The organism is Granulosicoccus sp. 3-233 (assembly GCF_052681095.1).
Window position 1 is genome coordinate 395,725 of the sequence record NZ_JBQYLE010000007.1, and the last position, 21,362, is coordinate 417,086.

Annotated in this window: 11 protein-coding genes; 3 read left to right on the top strand and 8 right to left on the bottom strand. The window is 58.0% G+C overall.

The features are described from left to right. Positions 1–174: 174 nt before the first annotated feature. The 4 genes from ACUNV4_RS19565 to ACUNV4_RS19580 all read right to left on the bottom strand — a co-directional run bounded on the left by ACUNV4_RS19565 (position 175) and on the right by ACUNV4_RS19580 (position 9,745). Positions 175–1,515: an ISNCY family transposase gene (locus ACUNV4_RS19565; protein WP_430880287.1), complete on the bottom strand. Its 1,341-nt coding sequence runs from the start codon at positions 1,513–1,515 to the stop codon at positions 175–177. Positions 1,516–1,746: 231 nt separating this feature from the next. Further along, a complete protein-coding gene (locus ACUNV4_RS19570) occupies positions 1,747–6,198 on the bottom strand; it encodes a PEP/pyruvate-binding domain-containing protein (RefSeq protein WP_430880288.1) in 4,452 nt (1,483 codons plus the stop codon). A 13-nt stretch (positions 6,199–6,211) separates the two neighbouring features. Further along, the gene (locus ACUNV4_RS19575; protein WP_430880289.1) at positions 6,212–8,518 is read right to left on the bottom strand and encodes a response regulator; all 2,307 of its coding nucleotides are present in this window, start codon (positions 8,516–8,518) and stop codon (positions 6,212–6,214) included. A gap of 69 nt (positions 8,519–8,587) precedes the next feature. Further along, complete coding sequence (locus ACUNV4_RS19580) at positions 8,588–9,745, bottom strand: PhnD/SsuA/transferrin family substrate-binding protein (RefSeq protein WP_430880290.1); 1,158 nt, start codon at positions 9,743–9,745, stop codon at positions 8,588–8,590. Positions 9,746–10,113: 368 nt separating this feature from the next. Here ACUNV4_RS19580 and ACUNV4_RS19585 point away from each other — a divergent pair, with 368 nt between their 5' ends. Beyond that, on the top strand, positions 10,114–13,170 hold the full coding sequence (locus tag ACUNV4_RS19585) for a response regulator (RefSeq protein WP_430880310.1): 3,057 nt from the start codon (positions 10,114–10,116) through the stop codon (positions 13,168–13,170). A gap of 192 nt (positions 13,171–13,362) precedes the next feature. Here the strand turns inward: ACUNV4_RS19585 and ACUNV4_RS19590 are convergent, their stop codons facing one another. Further along, complete coding sequence (locus ACUNV4_RS19590; protein WP_430880291.1) at positions 13,363–14,082, bottom strand: LOG family protein; 720 nt, start codon at positions 14,080–14,082, stop codon at positions 13,363–13,365. 92 nt (positions 14,083–14,174) lie between these two features. On the opposite strand from ACUNV4_RS19590, the gene polA reads away from it, so the two are divergent. Then, a complete protein-coding gene (gene polA, locus ACUNV4_RS19595; RefSeq protein ID WP_430880292.1) occupies positions 14,175–16,967 on the top strand; it encodes a DNA polymerase I in 2,793 nt (930 codons plus the stop codon). Between the two features lie 3 nt (positions 16,968–16,970). On the opposite strand, the gene ACUNV4_RS19600 is transcribed toward polA, so the two are convergent. The 3 genes from ACUNV4_RS19600 to ACUNV4_RS19610 form a co-directional block, all read right to left on the bottom strand. After that, positions 16,971–18,182 (bottom strand): MFS transporter, encoded by a 1,212-nt coding sequence (locus ACUNV4_RS19600; RefSeq protein ID WP_430880293.1) that lies wholly within the window; start codon positions 18,180–18,182, stop codon positions 16,971–16,973. A 78-nt stretch (positions 18,183–18,260) separates the two neighbouring features. Continuing rightward, the gene (locus tag ACUNV4_RS19605) at positions 18,261–19,271 is read right to left on the bottom strand and encodes a CobW family GTP-binding protein (RefSeq protein WP_430880294.1); all 1,011 of its coding nucleotides are present in this window, start codon (positions 19,269–19,271) and stop codon (positions 18,261–18,263) included. Positions 19,272–19,317: 46 nt separating this feature from the next. Further along, positions 19,318–20,451: a zinc ABC transporter substrate-binding protein gene (locus tag ACUNV4_RS19610; RefSeq protein ID WP_430880295.1), complete on the bottom strand. Its 1,134-nt coding sequence runs from the start codon at positions 20,449–20,451 to the stop codon at positions 19,318–19,320. Positions 20,452–20,571: 120 nt separating this feature from the next. On the opposite strand from ACUNV4_RS19610, the gene ACUNV4_RS19615 reads away from it, so the two are divergent. Further along, on the top strand, positions 20,572–20,862 hold the full coding sequence (locus ACUNV4_RS19615; RefSeq protein WP_430880296.1) for a hypothetical protein: 291 nt from the start codon (positions 20,572–20,574) through the stop codon (positions 20,860–20,862). Positions 20,863–21,362: the final 500 nt, after the last annotated feature.

Sequence of the window (21,362 nt, forward strand, 5' to 3'; positions counted from 1 at the left end):
CGATGAATCTTGCTACCCAGAGCCGGAACCTGATTCTGAACATGTTCTCGCTTGACTGAATTTTAGCGCCCAATTCCACGATTTACCCTCTTTGGCTCGTTTTCAGGGCATAACCGTCCGTCGCACTATCTGATTTCGTGCGATTTTCATGACCCATAATGCTTACCTGTGTGGCTAGGCCGATGAAAACCGGACCATCCGGATCAGGTTGTAACTCAATACCGATGACCAGACGAAGGCCTTGAAGCCATCAAGGCCTTTCCAGGTCGCCTTGCCTGCGCCAAATGCACGTTTGAGTTCCGATATGTTGCCTTCGATACCTGCGCGAAAGTTACGCAGGGCGTCGAACGTCTTCTTCTTCACCCCCATGTCGCCCAGTGCAAGTCCGACCGGTTTGCTGAATATATTTCGCTTCACGCCCAACGCCTTGGCAGACTCAACGTTGGCTTGGCTGGCATAGCACCCATCGGCAACAACTGCGCTGGGAAGTTTCTCGTAGTCAGCCCGGCAGGCTTCGAGTACGCACACGTACAGCACGGCGTCAGCCGGGTTGCCATTCTCGATTTTGCAGTAGGTAATGAAACCATCTTCTTGGGTCGCCAGATTGATCTTGTGGCCGAACTGAACATCGCGCAGACCCTTCACGATGATGTCGGTATGTGGCTCAAAAATACTGACAATCTTCTGCGATGCCGGAACATCTTCTTCATCGTAAACACGTCGTTGAGTTTGATCGATGACCTTGAGTAGCAAGGCGATGTAGTGCTCAACCTTGTCGACCCATCGTTCTGCATTTCCAGAATTGTTTGCGTTAAGCCTGACCTTTTCAATGGCGCTTCGTGATTGTTTAAACACAACTGTGGCACAGCCCAGTAATGCTGGGTAGAGTTCGTCTTTTTCAGCCTTTTTAGCGTGAAAAATGCGATAGGACAACGATTTCGATTTATCGCGTTGATCTGTAAAACGGATTTTTACACCTGTCATTTCGTTGCTCTGAAACAGTAACCGGCTCAGCACACGAATACTATCGGCCAGCAGCTGACTGTCTCTGGGCGCTGCTATGTTGCTGTCGGTCACAGTGCTGTCAATACGTAACCGATCCACTTTGAGCGTGTTGTCTTCAACCAGGTGTGACAGGAACAACTGGTTCGCCTGTTCGAGTGTCTCTGGGCTGATGTGACGGATAGTGGATTGGAGGCCAGAACGACTGGGATATTGATCCACCTGCAGTCGAGCAAACGTCCGATACGTCGGCGAGTCGGCCAAGTGGAATGATAACTTCTCGTAGCTCACCTTGAGGATCTGCTTGAGCAACAGGCAGCAAAAGACGCTGTCCACGCTCAACCCGCAGGCGCCGGTTGCCGTGGTATCGGGTACACGGAAATCGCGCTCCACTGCATCGAGAATAAGCGGGTAATCATCGAGCAAATCTGACAAAGCACTGAGCTGATCGCCCAGCGCATGTTCGGCATAAAAATGGAATATACTGACCTGAGCATTGCGGGTCTCTCGCATGCGGGAATCCTCTTGGTGTGTGTTTAAGCTTCGCAACTCAAACATACCAAAACCAAGAGGATTTTTTACGTCCGCCGCCAAAATTTTCTCGTCAACTCAAATAGTTACGGGTTTGTGGATGGGCACCAATTAGGCTGACGGGTCACTCCGAGTGCTGTGTCCCGCGCAAGAGCGACATGACAAGCCCCGCCCTCAGGGGGGGGGGTGCATCACCAGGCAGAAGATGGCAAATCAGCTGGCCTTTTTCATCATCGCGATGTTCGCTGCTCGATTGGCTGCGCGTCTGTCCCGTTCGATCTCACCGCTGGCGGTGAGTCGCGGTTGGGCGCGGCGGTCACCCAGTCGATTCTTCATGGCACGGCGCTCGACACCCTGCTGGTAGCGGTACATCTTGCGGGAGGTCAGCTGATAGATATTGATCAGCGATTCATCGCTGCTGGCATCGTCATTCGCCGCTTCGCCCTCGGGCACCACGATGCCCGTCGTTTCATCCACCGTGACCGTCTGCAGGCGAGCGTGCTCGTTCGCTGCCGGTGCCGTTGGACCGGTGGTTGCCGCATTCATGATCTCGACCGATCCTGACAGACTCATGCGCACGATGTCGCCGCTTTCGAGTCGTTGGCAGACGCGTGGCACACCCACGATGGCCGGCAGATCGTATTCACGAGCGACGATGGCGGCGTGACTTAGCCAGCCACCGACTTCGGTGATGATGCCGCGAGCCTGAGCAAACAGCGGATACCAGGTGGGATCGGTCATTCGAGCCACCAGAATCTCGCCTTCCTGGAAGGTATGAATCTGATCGATGTCGGTGATGACACGAACCGTACCGATCACTTCCTGCTCGCCGGCCACGCGCTTGCCGGCCAGGTCATTCTGTTCGACCACATCGGGGCGAGTACCGGTCAGCATGTCGATGCGTTCCAGATCGCTGACCGACAGGGATGCCGGCAATTGCAGTCCCTTCCAGGCTTGCGCATCCGCGAAGCGCTGCCTGGCAAGCGCCATCAGTGCATCGCGCTGAGCGGAGTCGGTCAACTGCGTGACTTCATCGATGCGCAGCTGGAAGACCAGTCCACCCAGCTGACACCTGGCATCGATGGCCAGCAGCAAGCGGCGTATCTGAGCCAGTTCGATGAGGCAGTAATGCTTGGCTTCTTCCTTCAGGCGCATGAAGTTGCGGGCGCGCTGCACGGCAATGGTCAGCACCTTGCTGTCCGGCAGCGATGGATGATCCTCGTCCAGCTGGGTGTGAGCCGCCTGTGTCGAACGCTCGATGTACTGGCGTACCAGTTCCATGTCCTCGTTGAAGCGTGGTTCGGAGAACTCGTAATCCAGCGGCGCGCGGTGACCGAAGATCAGCAGGAACTCCTCGATGTGTTCGGCCCTCACGTTGTTGCCGCTCAACAGGGACATGGCATGGCTGACCACCGTTTCCTCGCTGTCGTTGAGGTAGCGGGTGGGCTCCAGGTTCGCGGCGGCGAGCTTGTCCAGCGCAGTCTTCATGTGGAAGTCGGCGCTGATGTTGATGCGCTCTGCCGTGCAGTACGTCTCCTCGATGAAGCGATGGACCCAGCTGGACAGCAGCTTGGTGGCGGCTTCCAGACTCAGGCGGTCCATGGCCACGGCGTTGCGCTCGACCATCTCGTCCTGGAATGTCGGCAGGAATTCGTCACGGAATTCCGCCTCGGTCTTCTCGGCATCTCGGGCCAGCCTGAACGAGGAGAGTGCGCCGGGCCCCTTGCCCAGGCGACGTCGTTCCTCGAGCTTGTTGACGTACGTCCAGCCGAACACGGTGTTCAGATAAGGCGCCGATCGATAATGGACGCTGTAGGGAATGCCCAGATCCTGGCAGGCCAGATCGGTACTACCGCCGGCGGCCCACAGACGTTCCATGAAATCGGCACTGAAGGGAGTGGGACGCGGCAGCAGCTCCGACAGCTCGCTCTGCACGAAGACGGCTTCGTCAGGAACCATCTGCTCACTTCGCCGGACCCGCTTGCGCTCGCCCAGCAGGCTTTGCAGCAGCTTGCTGCGTTCGCGTTCCGCCAGGTTCTTCAGCGAGTTGCCATTGCTGACCGAGCGGGTGATGTCGCGTGCCTGCAGCAGATAGTATCTGCCCTTGGCATAGGCCCACTCGATATCCTGCGGGTGATCGAACATGGCCTCGAGCTCGCGTCCCAGGGCCAGCAAGGGCGCCAGGTCGATGGGTGGCAGCTCGATACTGCTGGATTCCTCTTCGAGTAGCTGACTGCTCAGTTTGCCGAAGGCGAAGGTGTCGGGCGTGACATTGCCGCTGACAAGATCTTCACCCAGTCCGGTCACCATCTCGACCATCATGGCACCGGTGGTACCGGGATGCTCGGTGAACATCACACCCGCGTATTCGGCCGGGACCATCTTCTGTACCACGACACCGCCCTGATCCAGCACGATCGGCAGGCCAACATCCACGGTGCTCTGTGTATAGGCTGCGGAACGTTCGGAGCACAAAGACTGATAGACCTCTCTGACCGCGTCCTCGAGCTCGTCGCGCGAGACATTCAGAATGGATTCGTAGACTCCGGCAAAACTGCTGTCGGCGCCATCTTCATTGGCTCCCGAGCTGCGCACGGCAACCTTGCTGGTGGAGAGCTTCCTCCACAGTTTGCCGAGCTGCTTGCCCTGTGAGCGACTCAGCAGCGGCTTGTCCGGCGTGCGACGTGTCTTGTTGGTGATTTCGCTGGTGAACACGAAGCCGTCCGGTACGTTGTAACCGGCCTCGATCAACTGTCCGAGTCGGGCGGCCTTCTTGCCGGTGGACTCGGGCAGATAGTGAGCATGGGCCAGTGGTATCAGGCCAGTGTCCTTGATGGACCCGGTCTTGTCAGCACCCGCGGTATCCCACTCCAGCGCATTGCCGATGACCCGAAACAACATGCCCTGCATGATCAGAAAGGCCATGCTGATGGCCAGGTAGAGGTTCACTGCAGCGCCCAGCGCCTGCAGCAACCAGAACAGGGCAGCACCCGCCAGACCATACAACAGGCCCTTGCGCAAAGTCCTGGCCGGGCTCTGCGAGGCGAGCACACCGACGAACAGGGCAGCTGCCAGAGCCGGCAGGATCAACAGGGGATCGGTGTCAGCGGCGGAGGTGAACCACAGGAAGCTGTGTTCCCAGCCCAGACTGCTCTGGTTCACCGCAGAATAGAACAGCAGCATCAGTGACAGCTGGAACAGACTGGCCAGCATGTTGATCACGGGACGGATGTTGAATCGCTTGTACAGCTGCAGGGTGGCATCGGACAGGGCACGTGGATGCTCGGACAGTTCATCCTTGAGATCGGCAATACGACCCGACAGGGATTTCTGCACGCGGGTATCACGTTCGGCCTTCAGGGCCAGGGGCAGCAGCAGCAGGCGGATCATCAGCACGACACCCAGCAGTCCCAGTGCGTAGTGCCCACTGACATCGACCATGTAGTCCAGAATGGCACGCAGCGGCGTGACGACATAGCTGGCCAGCGTCAACTGTTCCTGATTCTGTTTCCAGTTCTCGACATGGGCGCGTTCGGATTTCTTCTCGATGTAGTACTCGTGCGGCACGGTGTAACGGCCACGAAAATCCAGTCCGGCACGTTCCAGACGCAGGCCGATCAGCTGCGAATAGAAGCAGCTGCGCTTGTCATAGCAGGCAGCGATATACGGGACATCGTCCAGCGCCGAGATTCTCTCGGCCAGTGCCGGGCTGCTCAGCGCGCGCATGGTGATATTGGTGGCGTCCGGCAGATGTCCCTTCACGAAGTCGTTGGGGTAGCGCACATCGAGAAACTGCGCGCCTTCTTCGGTGACCAGTCGGTGTACATCGGGTGTATCGAGCAGCACGTCCTTGTTCTTGAAGTCCGGCAGCTGTCGCAGGTCTTCCTTGGAGATATCGATATCGGAGGACAGAGGGCGTGATTCGGTCAACCACTTCTCGTAGCCGCCCATCATGAAATTGCATTCCTTGCCCTGCTTGGTCAGTTCACCGCACAGCTCCGAGCTGCGATTGCCCGAATAGCACAGCAGCAGGGTACGGGCATTGTCCGGCAGCAGCGATGAGCGCGCCAGGACGTCGGGATAGCGAAGATGGGCCGCGCCCTCGATGGCGCCGGTTTCGAACTCCTCGTTCTCACGCACATCGATGATGTTCAGAGGTACATCGTCTTCCAGCCATTCGGCCAGCGTCTCGGTCGAGATGCCCTGCGGATGATCCAGCTGTTCACTGAAGGACAGCGTCTTCAGACTGGTATCGCCAACGGCCTCACCGTTCTCGATGGACTTTCGCACCAGATTGGTATGCAGACGCTGGTTCTTGGCATCGATCGAACTGGTGTATTGCAGGACATTGGCTGCCAGAGAACCCAGCAACATCAGACCGGCAACGCCGAGCATGAGCTTGCCACCGACACCGGGTCCCCGATTCTTCTTGCTGGCCTTCTTCTTGGCCGACATGGCAAAGCCGCCGAAGACCACGCTGAGCAGTCCCAGCAACTGGGCCACACTGGCAGACAGATTGATGACCAGGTCGGGCGAAGGTATGGCCAGTGCCTGCGTGCTGCCGAGCAGCAACAGCAGAGACAGGATCAATGTGCCGGGCTTGCAACAGGTCCGGAACACCCTGTACGGCTTCGGTCGTCCCTGATTTTCTGGTGTTATATTCATGGTGGATTCCGGATCATGCAGCCTGATCGAAAGCATCTTCCTCAGGTGCCATCAGTTCTGACAGTCTGGTAGATAGCCAGAACACGATCTTCTCTTCCAGAGCGTGTTCTTCGAAGGGTTTTGAAAGGTAGTCGTCCATGCCTGCTGACAGGCATTTCTCGGCGTCGCCAGTCATGGCATTGGCAGTCAATGCAATGACCGGCATGCGTGAACCGGCATCGGGTCGGTCCTTTTCACGTTGTCGCAGTTCGCGCGTTGCGGCATAGCCGTCCAGCACTGGCATCTGGCAATCCATCAGCACCAGGTCAAAATGCCCGGTGTCGATCAGATCCAGACCTTCCTGTCCATTGTCGGCGACATCGGCGCAGAAGCCGATTTTCTCCAGCATGCCCAGCGCCACTTCCTGATTGACGGCATTGTCCTCGACCACCAGAATCCGGATGTGCGCATAGGCATCCCGTCTGGCCTGGAGGGAGAGATCCTCTATCTCGATCTCATGAAAATCCTCGCTCATGGCGCGATCCAGAATCTGGCCGAGCTCGGAGCGCTTGAACGGTTTGGTAATCTGTGCGGCAATGCGCGAGTTCTTGTGCGGATACAACTCCTGTACCTGTTCGGTGACGTAGGCCATCGGTACCAGACGGATGCCATCGAAGGCAGGATCCGCCTCGATGCAACGTGCGAAGACGTCTCCCGGCATGTCCGAGAGGCTGGCATTGAACAGAATCAGATCGGGCATGTTGCCTTGTCTGGCAGCGTTGCGAATGGCCTTCAGTGCCTCGCTACCGCCATTGACCGTGACAGTGGACAGCGACAGCTCGGCCAGCAGCATCTGCATCAGTTCGGCCGAGGAAGACTTCTCTTCGATCAGCATGACCTGACGGGCACTGACCAGTTGCTGTTCTGCCTTTTCGGTGAGCGTGCAGCCACGGCAGGGCAGGGTAAGCTCGAACCAGAATTCACTGCCCTTGCCGACTTCTGAGTTCACGCCGATCTTGCCGCCCATGCCCTCGATCAGGCGACGGCTGATGGCCAGGCCGAGGCCGGTGCCACCGTATTTCCGTGTGGTGGAACCATCGGCCTGTGCAAAGGAGTCAAACACCGTCTGCAGGGCATCCTGTGGAATGCCCACGCCGGTATCGATGATGCTGAAACGCAGGTTTGTCCCCTCGGCCAGTTCCTCGATGATTCTCACTCTGACCTGGACATTGCCCTGGGTGGTGAATTTCACGGCGTTGCCCATCAGATTGGTCAGCACCTGTCGCAGGCGTGTGGGGTCACCCTTGACGGTATGGCGGATATTTCCCTGTATGTTGCACAGCAGTTCCAGATTCTTGCCATTGGCCTGTTCCGAAAGCGCAATGGCGCAGCCTTCAACCAGCTCTTCCAGATTGAAGTCGATGGTTTCGAAGTCCAGTTTGCCTGCCTCTACCTTGGAGAAATCCAGAATGTCGTTGATCAGTGTCAACAGTGAGCGGCCCGAGGTGGTGGCTATCTTGACCTGTTCACTCTGCTCGGGGTCCAGGCTTGTACCTTTGAGTAGTGACAGCATGCCGAGCACGCCATTCATGGGGGTACGCAATTCGTGAGACATATTGGCCAGAAACTCGGATTTGGCCCGCGAGGCCTGTTCCAGCTCGTGTTCCTTCTGCTTGCGTAATTCGAGAATATTGCCCAGTTCATTGACCGAATTGCCCAGGTCCATCAGTTCTCGCGCGGCAACTACCTCCAGCTCATCGTTGCTCTTGTTGGCCTGCAGCAATAGCAGATGATTGTGTATGAGACGAATGGGGGTGACGACCAGGCCATTGATCAGGCCGACGACGATCAACGCCAGGATCACCGATATACCCGCGGCATACAGGTAGATCTTGGTGGCGTAGGCGCGGATCTCTGCCTGCTGGCGCTGCACATTCCACTGTACATCGATGTGACCGAAGGACTCGCCTTCGAGCAGAACATCATGCGAGAAATTCATGCACAGCTCTGGATCGATGTAGTCGCTCTTGGTCCACTGAGTCAGCACTTCCTCGTTTTCGTTGTAGATGTGAACGGCTTCGACATCGGCATCGTTCTGCACCAGTTGCTGGATGGTGGTATCGAGTACCGGTCGATCTTCACTCAGAATGGCGTCCAGAGAGGTGGCCGAGAGCATGGAGACCAGCTTCTGGGTCTGGTCTCTGAAGTTTCGTTCAAAGGCGCGGTTCTCGTTGAAACGCACGAATTCCGCCGCCGACAGGCCCACTGCCAGAATGGTGCAGCCCATGACCAGGATGATTTGCTGGCGCAATGGCCAGTTTCTGAAGAATCTTGCAAACACGGATAGGGGCGCTCTCTATGGGTCAGGTCGTGAACGGACGGGCAGACGGAATACGGACTGAGAGGTGTCTCAGTCACCCACGGACTGAGGTACCGGATCGTCAATGGCGTGTTCGGGAATTCTCAGATTGATCGTCAGCGCGTGACCATTGCGATTGGCTTCGAAGAGGCTGCGAGGCAGGGTGATATTGACGGTCAACTGATGATGATCGCCTTCTTCGGAGGCATGATGCAGATCGGGGGAATGCTCGATCTTGACGGCATTGCCCATGTCCACCTGCAACTGGCCGCCTGCCACTGCGGCCTGCATGCCGGGTTCTGCGTGACCGGCGGGGCGACTGCTGATCAACACCTCTTCACGGTCTTCAAAGAAGATGCTGTTGTTGTCCATGGCCTTGCGGATGACCTTGTAGTCATCGTCACTGCCTTCGAGAAAGCCGTCGATCTTCAATGCGGCCAGCGTTTTCTGATCCTTGACCTCCAGCAGTGATTCACGCAGTGCAGCGAGAATCTCGTCGTCCAGACCTGAACGCGCTATCCAGGGTTTGGTGACATTGGGAAAGCGGGTAAGTTCGCGGATGGGTTCTCCGGCTTCAACCAGTTTCTTGAAGGTCTTCTCGTTCAGAGCGCCCGCATCGAAACTGCCAGCACCCACGGCCGTGCCAACCTTGTCATGTCTTCCCAGATATTCGTACCGGTTCAGGTCACCTGCGCGGATGTCGGCCTGTTCCAGTTCCAGCTGTGACAGAAAGCGACCGATGGTCGAGCCTTCGTCACCGAAGGCAAAGGACTTGCCGCGCAGTTCGCGGATATCGCTCATGGTGCTGTTCTTGTTGACGGCAATGATGCCGTAGAACACCTTGGAATTCTTGACGTTCTCCACCGCCAGGATGTTGATGCCCTGATTCATGCGTTTGGCTTCGACATAGGAGGCCGGGCCGAAGGCCGAGAAGTCCACACGACCGTTGATCAGGTGAGAGATTCCCTGGTCATAGTCCTTCGCGATCTGCATGCGGATGTCGACGTTGCGGTCCAGACGCCGCGTCATGTTCTTTTCCAGTTCCTTCAGGATCGGTCGGTAGACCTTGACCATGGCAGAGGGCTTGTTGGAGCTGTAGACACCGAAATTCAATCGGATGGTGCCGTCGGCCAGTGCCGGGATACTGAAACTGGAGGCCAGCAATCCTGTCAGCAGAAGACCGGCGCGAGTGAGTGAAAGTAGTGACATGGAACATCTCTCGGCAATGGGTGTGTGGCTATCAGAGAGGAAAACGGCTTCAGCCCACATTTCTGAAGTGGACGAGGCGTTCGGCAGGGGCAAACTGTGACGCAAGAGTTCAATTGCCACGGTTATTGCAGGCCGTTGGCGAGGCGAGCCCATTCTCCCGCTGACTGTGTCGGCAGACAGAACCGAGCGATCGCATGACATGAAGTCCATGTACAAGCGGCTCCGGGCAGGGCAGCGCGGTCAAGGAATGCCTGCGATGGCCGATAGGTGGACAAATGAGGATAAGCGGCACAGCAAGATGCACCGATACCCGGCGTTACCGCTGACCGAGCTCGACTCGGCTCGACAGACAAGAGGCAGCCTTGATAGTGGAAGCACAGAATGACACTCACCTGCATGCATCGCCGGAGCGCCATGCCGCAGGCATGACAGATCGCAGTGGCAGCAGGTCGATACACCTGCGCGTGTTGCTGGTCCTGCTGACCTGCGTCGCAGCCATTGTTGCGCTCGTCAGCATGCGACTGGATACGCCCGCCTGGGATATTGTCTGGTTGACCGACGGCAGTATCAGTGCGCCGGTACTGCAGGCGCTGGACAAGATGCGTTACGAATTGGCCGCGCTGGTGCTGGTCGGCCTGAACTTCATTCTTTATGTGTTTCGTGCCGGGCGCGATTCCCTGCCAAGCGAGCCCCGGCGGGCAGCCGTGAGTGCCGAGTGGCCGGAGCATGACGCGGAGTTGCGTGATTCTGCCGATACCGACCTGCTGGAGCAGACCATCGCCATGCCGGATGAGGACCTTCCCGCACGCAGACCGGTATCAGTGAATCCGCAGTCAACCCTTCAAGGTGTCACCATGGCCAATGCCGAGGCCCAATTGCAGATTGCGAACAGCGAGGTCACTCGTTTGCGCAAGGAGCTGGTCGCCTGTCGGCAACAGCTGGAAACGTCCAATCAGGCCAAGTCCCAGTTTCTGGCCAATATGAGCCATGAATTGCGTACACCGATGAACGGCATCATGGGCATGACGGACTTGCTGCTGGGCGGTACGCTGTCGGCGCGGGAAGAGCGATTCGTCAATTCCATTGCGGCCTCGTCCAGTTCACTGCTGGCCATCATCAATGATCTGCTGGATTTCTCGAAGATCGAGTCCGGCATACTGCAACTCGAGAACGGTCGATTCTCGGTGCGCGATTGTGTCGAGGATGTCTGTGCTTCCCTGGCCAGTTCAGCGCACGCCAAGAACATCGAGCTGATCTGCTACGTCGACTCCAACGTGCCGGTGCAGATGGATGGTGACCCGGGTCGCGTCCGGCAGATACTGCACAATCTGATTACCAATGCCATCGCCTTCACTCAGCAGGGCGAAGTCGTGGTGCGCGTGACGCGCAAGCAGGAAGGCAAGGGCAAGTCGGTGTATCTGTGCGATGTGCAGGATACCGGTGAAGGTATTACCCCGGAAATGCAGATACAGCTGTTCGATGCCTTTACCCAGGCAGATCCGAGCAATACACGTGGCCACGGCGGTATCGGCATGGGCCTGGCCATCACCAAGCAGCTGGTGTCGATGATGAACGGCAATATCTCGTTTCGCAGCCGCCTGGGCGAAGGCACACGATTCAGCTTCACGATGGAACTGGAAGATGTGGCCGAGGATGTACCCGGTGCCTCACGGCGGCGTTCACTGCACGGTGCACGGGTGCTGGTGGTGGATGACAATGAAACCAACCGCACGATCCTGTACCACCAGTTGTCCAACTGGGGTGTGCTGGTGGAAACCGTGGAAAGCGGCAAACTGGCACTGCAGGCGCTGCGGGCTGCACATGATCGGGATCAGGGCTTTGATGTACTGATCCTGGATCTGCACATGCCGGAAATGGATGGCATTCAACTGGCCAAGGCCATACAGGCCGAACCGGATTTTCGGCATATCCAGGCAATCATGCTCACTTCCGCCATACTGCAACTCGATGGCATGGAGCTGCGCAAACTCGGTATCTACAAGTACGTCAGCAAGCCTGCGCGACAGTCGGTACTGCACGATTCACTGGCATCACTGATGCCCAGCGAGAGCGGCAATACGCGATTGCGCGAGCAACCTGTCGCCGCCATCAGCCAATCCGGGGTCAATGCGAGGGTACTGCTGGTGGAGGACAATCCGGTGAATCAGGACGTGGCCATGGGCATGCTGGAGCAACTGGGTTGCGAAGTGACACTGGCCACCGATGGCCAGGATGCCGTTACACGCGGCGAGGCCGAGAAATACGACATCGTGTTGATGGACTGCCAGATGCCAACCATGGACGGCTACGAGGCCACCCGGCGCCTGAAATCGGATGGTGGGCTCAATGCACCGACACCGGTGGTCGCACTGACGGCCAATGCCATGGAAGGTGATCGGGAGAAGTGTCTGTCTGCCGGTATGGATGACTATGTGTCCAAACCGGTGCGTACACAGGTGCTGTCGCACATGATTGCCAAATGGGTCGGCCGTCCGGGCGGCGAGCCGTTTGACGAGACTCAGCACAGCCAGACACCAGCCCTGAGGCCATCGGGTGGCCGAGAGGATGATCTGCCGGAGAATCATCTCGAGAAGGTAGAAGAGACCTTCAGACAGATCCCCGGTTCTGCCTACGCACAGAGCGAGCACGCTGTCGGCCCACAGGGCAGTGTGGCTGGCGGCAAGCCTCAGAGCGATTCGGGGAGGCAGGCCGATCAGCTGGCAGCGTCTGACGCGGATCCCGATGCCGGCGCGGCGTTGCGTGACGCTGCCAATCATCGAAGCGCAGACAGTGCAGTCGACACGAGTCCGAGAGAAAGCGTCGCCGCTACCGGGACACCGACTGACGCAGATGTGCCGGACAATGGTGTGCAGGCCGAGGTCGCGGGCAGTGATGACGTTGCTGCTCGGCCAGTGGATCAGGCCGCCAGGGCCACCGCAATGCCGGACGATCAACAGCAAGCCGAACGGACGCCTGAACCGACAACCGGCCGTCAGGCCGATGCGTCAGCTGTTTCCGCCAGCGTTGCTGTGGACTCGCCAGACGAGAGCGATGGCAGTGACGAGACATCCGCCTCGGTCATCAACCTCAAGGCCATCAATACCATTCGTGGATTGCAGCGTCCCGGCAAGGCCTGTCTGCTGACCAAGGTGGTGGGTGTGTATTTCAACAAGACACCCGAACTGATAGCCTCGATGCAGAGCGCGATGCAGGACAATGATCTGGACGCCGTGGCTGCCTGTGCGCATAGCCTGAAATCCAGCAGCGCCTATCTGGGAGCCGATACCCTGACACGGCGTTGTCGCCTGATCGAGGATGCCATCAAGGATGGCAGCCATGAGGGTCTAGCATCACTGGTGGAAGGCTTCGATGAGGAATACGCCCTGGTATCGCGGGAACTGGACAGCATGATCAAGGCCGCGTGAAGGCCCTCTGATCGAGGCCTGCTGCCGCCATGGCAGGCCTCAGGCCTCGCGACAGATCAAGGTTTGCCGCGTATTCCCACGGCGAACGAGCGTCGTGTCGTGATACGCCCTTCAGGTCCGTGGCAGGCAGCTAAGCGAGAGGGCGTATTTTCCCGAGTCGGGAGTCGGGAGGCAGGCTCCCGGGCAAGGCCCTCAGAGATCCATCATCAGTTTCGAATCGTCGATGTGATCCAGCTCCACGCCTTCGTAGAAGTCGAAGATGGCATCCACCACGAACTGCGGATCGTCGGTGATCTGGAACAGATCCATGTCACCGGGACTGATGGTGCCGGCCTCCACCAGTGAGGTCTCGAACCAGTCCAGCAGACCCTTCCAGAAGTCGGTGCCGAACAGGATGATGGGAATGCGCTTGGACTTGCCGGTCTGCACCAGGGTCAGGATTTCCGCCATTTCATCGAGTGTGCCGAAGCCGCCGGGCATCACCACATAGGCCGAGGCGTATTTGACGAACATGACCTTGCGTGCGAAGAAGTACTTGAAGTTCAGGCTGATGTCCTGATACGGATTGCCGGATTGCTCATGCGGGAGCTTGATGTTCAGGCCCACGCTGGCCGACTTGCCGCTGAAGGCACCCTTGTTGGCCGCTTCCATGACGCCCGGCCCACCACCACTGACCACCGCAAAACCGGAGTCGGACAGCAGGCGACTGATCTCTTCGCTGTACTGGTAGTAGGGGTTGTCCGGCTTGAAGCGGGCGGAACCGAAGATACTCACCGACGGACTCAGATCGGCCAGCTGCTGGAAGCCTTCGACGAACTCGGACATGATCTGGAAGATCTTCCAGGAATCGCGTGTCAGAGCCTTGTCTCGGGCATCCCGGCGCATCTGATTGTGAGTGGGTAGCTTTCGCATCGATCCGTCCCTTGCCGACTATCGGCGTGTTTTCGAAATGACAGGCCGAGTGAATAGGTACACTATCCCTACAGCCCAAGCAGGTTATTCGTATGTCCAGCACCGCCAAATCCGATACTGCCACCGATAGCCCCGTTATTCTGGTTGACGGCTCAGCGTACCTGTATCGGGCATTTCATGCGATGCCACCGTTGAGTAATGCAAAAGGCCAGCCGACCGGCGCCATCTACGGGGTCGTGAACATGCTGCGCAAGCTGGTAGCAGACTATCAGCCGAGCATCATGGTGGTGGTATTCGACGCCAGCGGCAAGACGTTTCGTGACGACATCTACACCGAGTATAAGGCGAACCGTGCGCGCATGCCCGATGACATGCGCTCTCAGATCAAGCCACTGTACGAGGTGGTGGAGAAGATGGGCTTCCCGATGCTGATCGTGGATGGCGTCGAGGCCGATGATGTCATCGGTACTTTGTCGGTACAGGCCACCCGGGCGGGCCTCAAGACCATCGTCTCCACCGGTGACAAGGACATGGCGCAGCTGGTCAACGAGCAGGTGACGCTCGTCAATACCATGACGAATACGGTCATGGACGTGGAAGGCGTGATCGAGAAGTTCGGGGTGCCGCCGGAGCAGATCATCGACTACCTGGCCCTGGTGGGCGATACCTCTGACAACATTCCCGGTGTGCCCAGCTGCGGCCCGAAAACGGCGGTCAAGTGGCTCAGTGCTCACGGTTCCCTGCAGGGCGTCATCGACAATGCCGATGCCATCAAGGGCAAGATCGGCGAAAAACTGCGTGACTCTCTGGCGCATCTGCCGATGTCGCAGGATCTGGCCACGATTCGGCTGGATGTGGAGCTGCCGCAGAAGCTTGAGGATCTGAGTATCGGCGAGCCGGATGTCGAGGGTCTGGGCGCGTTGTACCAGGAGCTGGAGTTCAACACCTGGTCGCGTGAGCTGGCCGAGGGCAAGTCTCCGCTGTTGAATCGCCGGGCTCGCGAAGCCAATGGCGATGAGGACGGTGATGCGGCAACTGGCAATGGCGATGCGGCAGCTGGCTCCGATGACTCGGTAGATCGTCAGTACGAGACTGTGTTCACCCTGGAGGAGCTGGATCGCTGGATAGCCGAGCTCGAAGCGGCCGAGCTGTTCGCCTTCGATACCGAAACCACCAGCCTGGACTACATGCAGGCCGAGGTGGTCGGCATCTCCTTCGCCGTGGCCGAGGGGCGCGCCGCCTATGTACCACTGACTCACGATTACGAGGATGCCCCCGAGCAGCTGGATCGAGAACAGGTGCTGGAGCGTTTGCGACCGTTACTCGAAGGCAAGCAGCGCAATCTGGTAGGGCAACACATCAAGTACGACATCAATGTGCTGCGCAATCACGGCATCGAGCTGGTCAACGTGGCACATGACACCATGCTCGAGTCCTATGTGCTGGACAGCACCGCCACCCGGCACGACATGGATTCCCTGGCGAAGAAATATCTGGGTGTGTCCACGGTGAAGTTCGAGGACATCGCCGGCAAGGGCAAGAAGCAACTGACCTTCAACCAGATAGACGTGGAAGCGGCCAGCCACTACGCCGCCGAGGATGCCGACATCACATTGCGTCTGCATCAGGCGCTGTGGCCGAAGCTCTGCGCCGAGGCAACGCTGAAGACGCTGTACGAGGACATCGAACTGCCGGCATTGCATGTGCTGTCACACATCGAATGCACCGGTGTGCGCATCGATGCCGACATGCTGGCCAAGCAGGGCAAGGTGCTGGCTGCGACCATCGAGCAGGTGAAGAGCGATGCCTATGAGGATGCCGGTCGGGAATTCAATCTGGGTTCCCCCAAACAGATCGGCGAGATCTTCTTCAACGAAAAGCAGTTCCCGATCATTCGCAAGACACCCAAGGGGCAGCCATCAACGGCCGAGGATGTGCTCGAGCAGCTGGCCCTGGATTATCCGCTGCCGAAACTGATACTGCAGCACCGCAGCCTGACCAAGCTGATGTCCACCTATATCGAGAAGCTGCCAGAGCAGATCGACCCCGGGACGCATCGGGTGCATACCTCCTACAACCAGGCCGTAGCCTCCACGGGGCGCCTGTCCAGTACCGATCCGAACCTGCAGAACATTCCGGTACGCACCGAGGAAGGTCGTCGCATTCGTGAAGCCTTCATTGCCGAGAAGGGCTATCGCCTGCTGGCGGCAGACTATTCGCAGATAGAGCTGCGCATCATGGCCCATCTGTCGGGTGATGAGGGACTGGTCACGGCATTCGAGCAAGGTTTGGATGTGCACAGAGCCACCGCTGCCGAAGTGTTCGGCGTACCGCTGGAAGCGGTGGAGGACGATCAGCGCCGCTCGGCCAAGGCGATCAACTTCGGCCTGATCTATGGCATGTCGGCCTTCGGTCTGGCCAAGCAACTGGACATACCCCGCGGTGAGGCGCAGAGCTACATCAATCTGTATTTCGAACGCTATCCGGGTGTGAAACGCTACATGGACGAAACCCGCGCGCTGGCGAAGGAACAGGGCTATGTGGAAACCGTGTTCGGCCGTCGCCTGTACCTGCCGGACATCAATGCCCGCAATGCGCAGATGAGAAACTATGCCGAGCGCACGGCCATCAACGCACCGATGCAGGGTACTGCGGCGGATATCATCAAGCGTGCCATGATCGATGTGGATGACTGGTTACGCAAGGACGGTATCGATGCACGGATCATCATGCAGGTACACGATGAGCTGGTGCTGGAGGTCAAGGCCGGTGAGCTGGAGAGTGTGGGCGAGCAGGTGAGTGGCCTGATGGTGAAGGCGGTAACCCTGAAGGTGCCGCTGGAAGTGGATGTGGGTGTGGGCAACAGTTGGGAAGAGGCGCACTGAGCATCAGATGCGAGCGTTGTCTCCGGGCAGTTGCGCGCGCCCCGGGGGAGCATCCCGGGCACTGAGATAGACCAGCAGAGCCAGCAGCAGCAGAACTGCATAGCTGCCGAACAGCAATTGATAGGTCATCGGAGAACTGGAATCGGCTTGTGTGGCGACCAGCTGGCCGGTGACGAACTGCATGACCCCGGCGCCGAATATCGAACAGAAATTGACCAGTGTGACACCACGGCCTACCAGCTCGGGCGGCAGAAAGGCACGACCATGCGCCATGACCACGCCATAGCTGGTACCGGCAGCACCGATGATGATGAACAGGACGGTGGCAACGCCGATGCCGGGTATCGGTTGCAGCACGAATACCAGCAAGGCCAGCAATACCAGGGCATTACCGCCGAACACGACCCATTTGCGCGTGTTGAGCAGCTTGTCCAGTGGGCCGTAGATGAGGTTGCCGACAATCATCGCAATGGCCATCCACAGCGTCACCTTGCCGATGAGCAGACTGTCAGCGGAGAACAGATCGGTCAGGTAAGGACCCGTCCAGAGCCCGCGAATGCCAGCCACCGGTGCATAGCACAGCAGCGTCATGATCATGATGGGCCACAGTACCGGGGTTTTCAGCAGAGTCAGATAGCCGGACAGACCGGCATTGCCCGGAGCGTCGACTTCCGGATCTTCCACCAGCAGCAGAATGGCGGCAGCCACCAGCACGGTCAGGCCGCCGAGTCCGGCCATGACCGCTCGCCAGCCAAAGGCATCCACTGCGCTGGCCAACGGACTGCTGCCCACCACATTTCCCAGGTTGCCGAAAGCCACCAGCCAGGAGGTCATGACGGCAAACTGCCGGCCGTCGAAGCGTTGCGCGAAGATGAACAGAGAGGCCATCAGCACTGGCGAGCAGCCGATGCCGATGAGTGTCATCGCGATCACGATGGCCTGAGGTGATTGAGCCATGGCGAAGATGAAGGCACCACCACCGCCTGCGAGACCGAAGATCAGGGTGGCGGTGCGACGAGGGCCGAAACGATCGAGTCCGACACCGACGGCAAACTGCATCAGGGCGAAGCTGATGAACCACAGACCGGACGCCAGTGACAGATCTGCCTTGTCGGCGCCGAGCTCGGCACTGAGCTGCGGTGTCAGTACCGCAAGGAAGGAGCGGTAGAACTGCGAGAGAACGTAGGCAACTGCCAGTGCAACAAGTCCGGACATCGAAACCAGCACTACCGTGGTGCAAAAGGGTAGCCAGTGTAAGCGAGTCTTGCCGCGTTGGGAAACCCGGCCGCTCGATCAGTCTGCCAGGCACTGCAACAGTTGGTCTTCCCAATTGTCGTCGATGGCTGGACTGATGATTTCGATTCGGCTTTCGTCACAGTACTGCAGCTTCATTTCGGTCAGCGAACTGCTGGCCAGGTTGTAGCCGAATACCCCCTTGTCCGTGCGGAAACAGGCTTTCATGCGATCCGCGTCGATGCCACTGAGAAAAGCGAACAGGCACTCGCGGCGGAAGACCCTGTCAGCTGCGAATCGCCAGCCGACACTGCAATAGCCTTCACCGCTGTTCTCGGCCTTGAGATAGCCACAGGCAGGCAAGGGCTCATCGGCCACGAGGACAGCAGACTCATGGGACTCATGATGAGGGTGATGGGGCGTGTGTTCCCTGCCCGAATCACGTTGGGCGTCCTCTTTGCGATTCAGGATGGAACGATCCAGTTGGCCGTTGCTGGCAAACAGCACTTGCGCCGAGGTGCGTCCATGGTCCTGTACATATCGTTGCAGCCTGTCTCTGTCCTCGGGTTGATACAGTTCGCTCTTGCTGCCGATGACACAATCGGCGATTGCGATCTGCTGATTGAAGGTGTCATGGCTGGTGTAGCGATGATCGCTGAGATGACGGGCATCCACCAGGGTCAGTATCTGCTGCACATCCAGTACGTCCCGATAGATGCCCGACAGTACCTGTAGCACCTCCTTCGGGTGTCCGAGCCCGGTGGGTTCTATCAGCAGGCGATCCGGCCTGGCAAGGATCAACAGCTGGTTGAGGGCCACCTGCATCGGCAAACCGGCTGCACAACACATGCAGCCGCCCGGCACTTCGCGTACGTAGACACCGCTCTCCTTGTTGTGACGCCCCTGCAACAAGCCACCATCGACACCGATTTCACCGAATTCGTTGACCAGCACAGCCCAGCGCTGATCTGCCGGCTTGTGCTGCAGCAGGTGCATGATGGCCGTGGTCTTGCCCACACCGAGAAAGCCCGTGATGATGTTGGTGGGGATGTTCTGTAGCGGAGCCGCCATGCGTGTCATCGGTCATGAGTCAGTGGTGGCAGAGAGCGTACTGCGTTCAAACGCAATCGGCCAGTGCCGTGGCGAGTCCACGCAGCATGCTCGGATACAGCTCTGGCCCACTGTCGATGCCGAAGCCCAGTGGATCGATCTCGCTCGACCGCGCTTCGGTGCCATCGAGTACGGTTGCCACCACACCGGGATTGAACTGAGGCTCTGCCAATACGCAGGAGACACTGGCCTGCTTGACGCGATCCTGAATCTGCTGAATGCGTGCAGGACCCGGTTTGGAAGCATCACCAAGCGCGATGGCGCCGGAGGCCGGGAAATCGAAGGCGCTTTCGAAGTACTGGTAAGCATCGTGGAAAACGATGAAGCTCTGGCCTCGTGCACCAGCCAGGATCGACTCCACGTCTGATCTCGCCGATTGAATCTCGGCCTTGCCAGACTTGGCATTGGCTGCATAAATGGCTGCGTTTTCCGGATCGGCGCTGGATAGTTCATCTGCAATGGTATCGAGCCAGATCAGTGCATTGGCAGGGTCAAGCCAGGCATGAGGATCGCGCTCGTCGTGAGAACTGTCTGAGTGTTTGTCGTGATGTTGGTCTTCGTTGTGTGCTTCGTTGTGTGCTTCGTTGTGTGCTTCGTTGTGTGCTTCGTCGTGTGCTTCGTCGTGTGCTTCGTCGTGTGCTTCGTCGTGTGCTTCGTCGTGTGCTTCGTCGTTCGGTTGGTGGTCAGATTCATCATGCGCCTCGGTGTGGTTTTCACCTTGGTTTTCGTCGTGTTCTTCGTCGAGGTCGTCGCCATGTTCGTCGTCGTGATGATGAGCCTCGAACAGCGCGTTTTCCCGTCTTGCCAGGATCGTGTTCCCGGGAATCTCCAGCATTTCCACATGACTGGCATCGGGAGACAGCGTGTCGATGGTTTCCGCAAGCCAGGGCGTCAATGCAGGACTGACCCAGAAGACAATGTCAGCTTCTTGCAGGGCCTGTGCTTCTGATGGACGCATCGAATAGCCGTGGGGCGATGCACCCTGAGAAACGATCAGCTTCGGTTCGCCCAGTGAGCCCATCACCTGCGAGACCAGAGAATGTACCGGGGCAATATCCACGGCCACAACGGGTACAGCGGCGCGGCTGACACTGGAGGTAGCGAGCACTGCCAGTACCAGAGGGAAAACGGTCTTGATCATCGGTTTTCTGCAATCGTTCATCAGGAAGCGGTGCAGCATACATTGAATGTTATAACATATCAATTTGATGCTGGAGACGATGCTGCACGGGTGTGTTGAACGTTCATCAGGGTGTCGAGTTTGACACCGACGCCGACGCCGATGCCGATGCCGATGCCGATGCCGATGCCGATGCCGATGCCGATGCCGATGCCGATGCCGATGCCGATGCTGATGCTGATGCTGATGCTGATGCTGATGCTGATGCTGATGCTGATGCTGATGCTGATGCTGATGCTGATGCTGGTGCTGATGCTGGTGCTGGTGCTGGTGCTGATGCCGGTGCTGATGCCGGTGCTGGTGCTGGTGCTGGTGCTGGTGCTGGTGCTGGTGCTGGTGCTGGTGCCGGTGCCGGTGCCGGTGCTGGTGTGATTTCAGCTGCGAATGCCAATACGAGTACGGTACACACGGTTTGCGAAGTGCGATGCGCAGCAGGAATCGGGATTGAAGGACCGGTCAGTCCACGGACGTCGTCGAGCGGGAAATATCTACTCGAATTCAGACGCAAAATAATGCGGCGCAATATAAATTGCAGTGCTGAAATCTGAATATAAATCGTGATCTGGCTCTCAGGGAAAATATGACTACGTGCATGCAAAAGACCTGTCAAATCCATCAATAACAGGTGTTTGGCGTAAATACAACAAGTTTCATGGATTTATGGATAGCTTTCCGGCTGGTTATCATATCCGGATCTTCATGAATCACGTCGTGAAATTGCGTGGTTTTTACAAATTTGTCCCGTAGAATCCGCTCCAGCAACAAATCGTGTTGCAGTGCATTATCAACGGAATTACCCCGATCAAATCTATTCGATATTAATAGACCACTCGTCGCGAGAGGATTTTCAAGGCGTGAGGTTTTCGATAATT

What these genes read in the sequence shown, in the direction of transcription:
- ACUNV4_RS19565 (WP_430880287.1), bottom strand. Translation starts at nt 1,515, where the DNA reads ATGCGAGAGACCCGCAATGCTCAGGTCAGTATATTCCATTTTTATGCC.
- ACUNV4_RS19570 (WP_430880288.1), bottom strand. Translation starts at nt 6,198, where the DNA reads ATGAATATAACACCAGAAAATCAGGGACGACCGAAGCCGTACAGGGTG.
- ACUNV4_RS19580 (WP_430880290.1), bottom strand. Translation starts at nt 9,745, where the DNA reads ATGTCACTACTTTCACTCACTCGCGCCGGTCTTCTGCTGACAGGATTG.
- ACUNV4_RS19590 (WP_430880291.1), bottom strand. Translation starts at nt 14,082, where the DNA reads ATGCGAAAGCTACCCACTCACAATCAGATGCGCCGGGATGCCCGAGAC.
- polA (WP_430880292.1), top strand. Translation starts at nt 14,175, where the DNA reads ATGTCCAGCACCGCCAAATCCGATACTGCCACCGATAGCCCCGTTATT.
- ACUNV4_RS19600 (WP_430880293.1), bottom strand. Translation starts at nt 18,182, where the DNA reads ATGTCCGGACTTGTTGCACTGGCAGTTGCCTACGTTCTCTCGCAGTTC.
- ACUNV4_RS19605 (WP_430880294.1), bottom strand. Translation starts at nt 19,271, where the DNA reads ATGGCGGCTCCGCTACAGAACATCCCCACCAACATCATCACGGGCTTT.
- ACUNV4_RS19610 (WP_430880295.1), bottom strand. Translation starts at nt 20,451, where the DNA reads ATGATCAAGACCGTTTTCCCTCTGGTACTGGCAGTGCTCGCTACCTCC.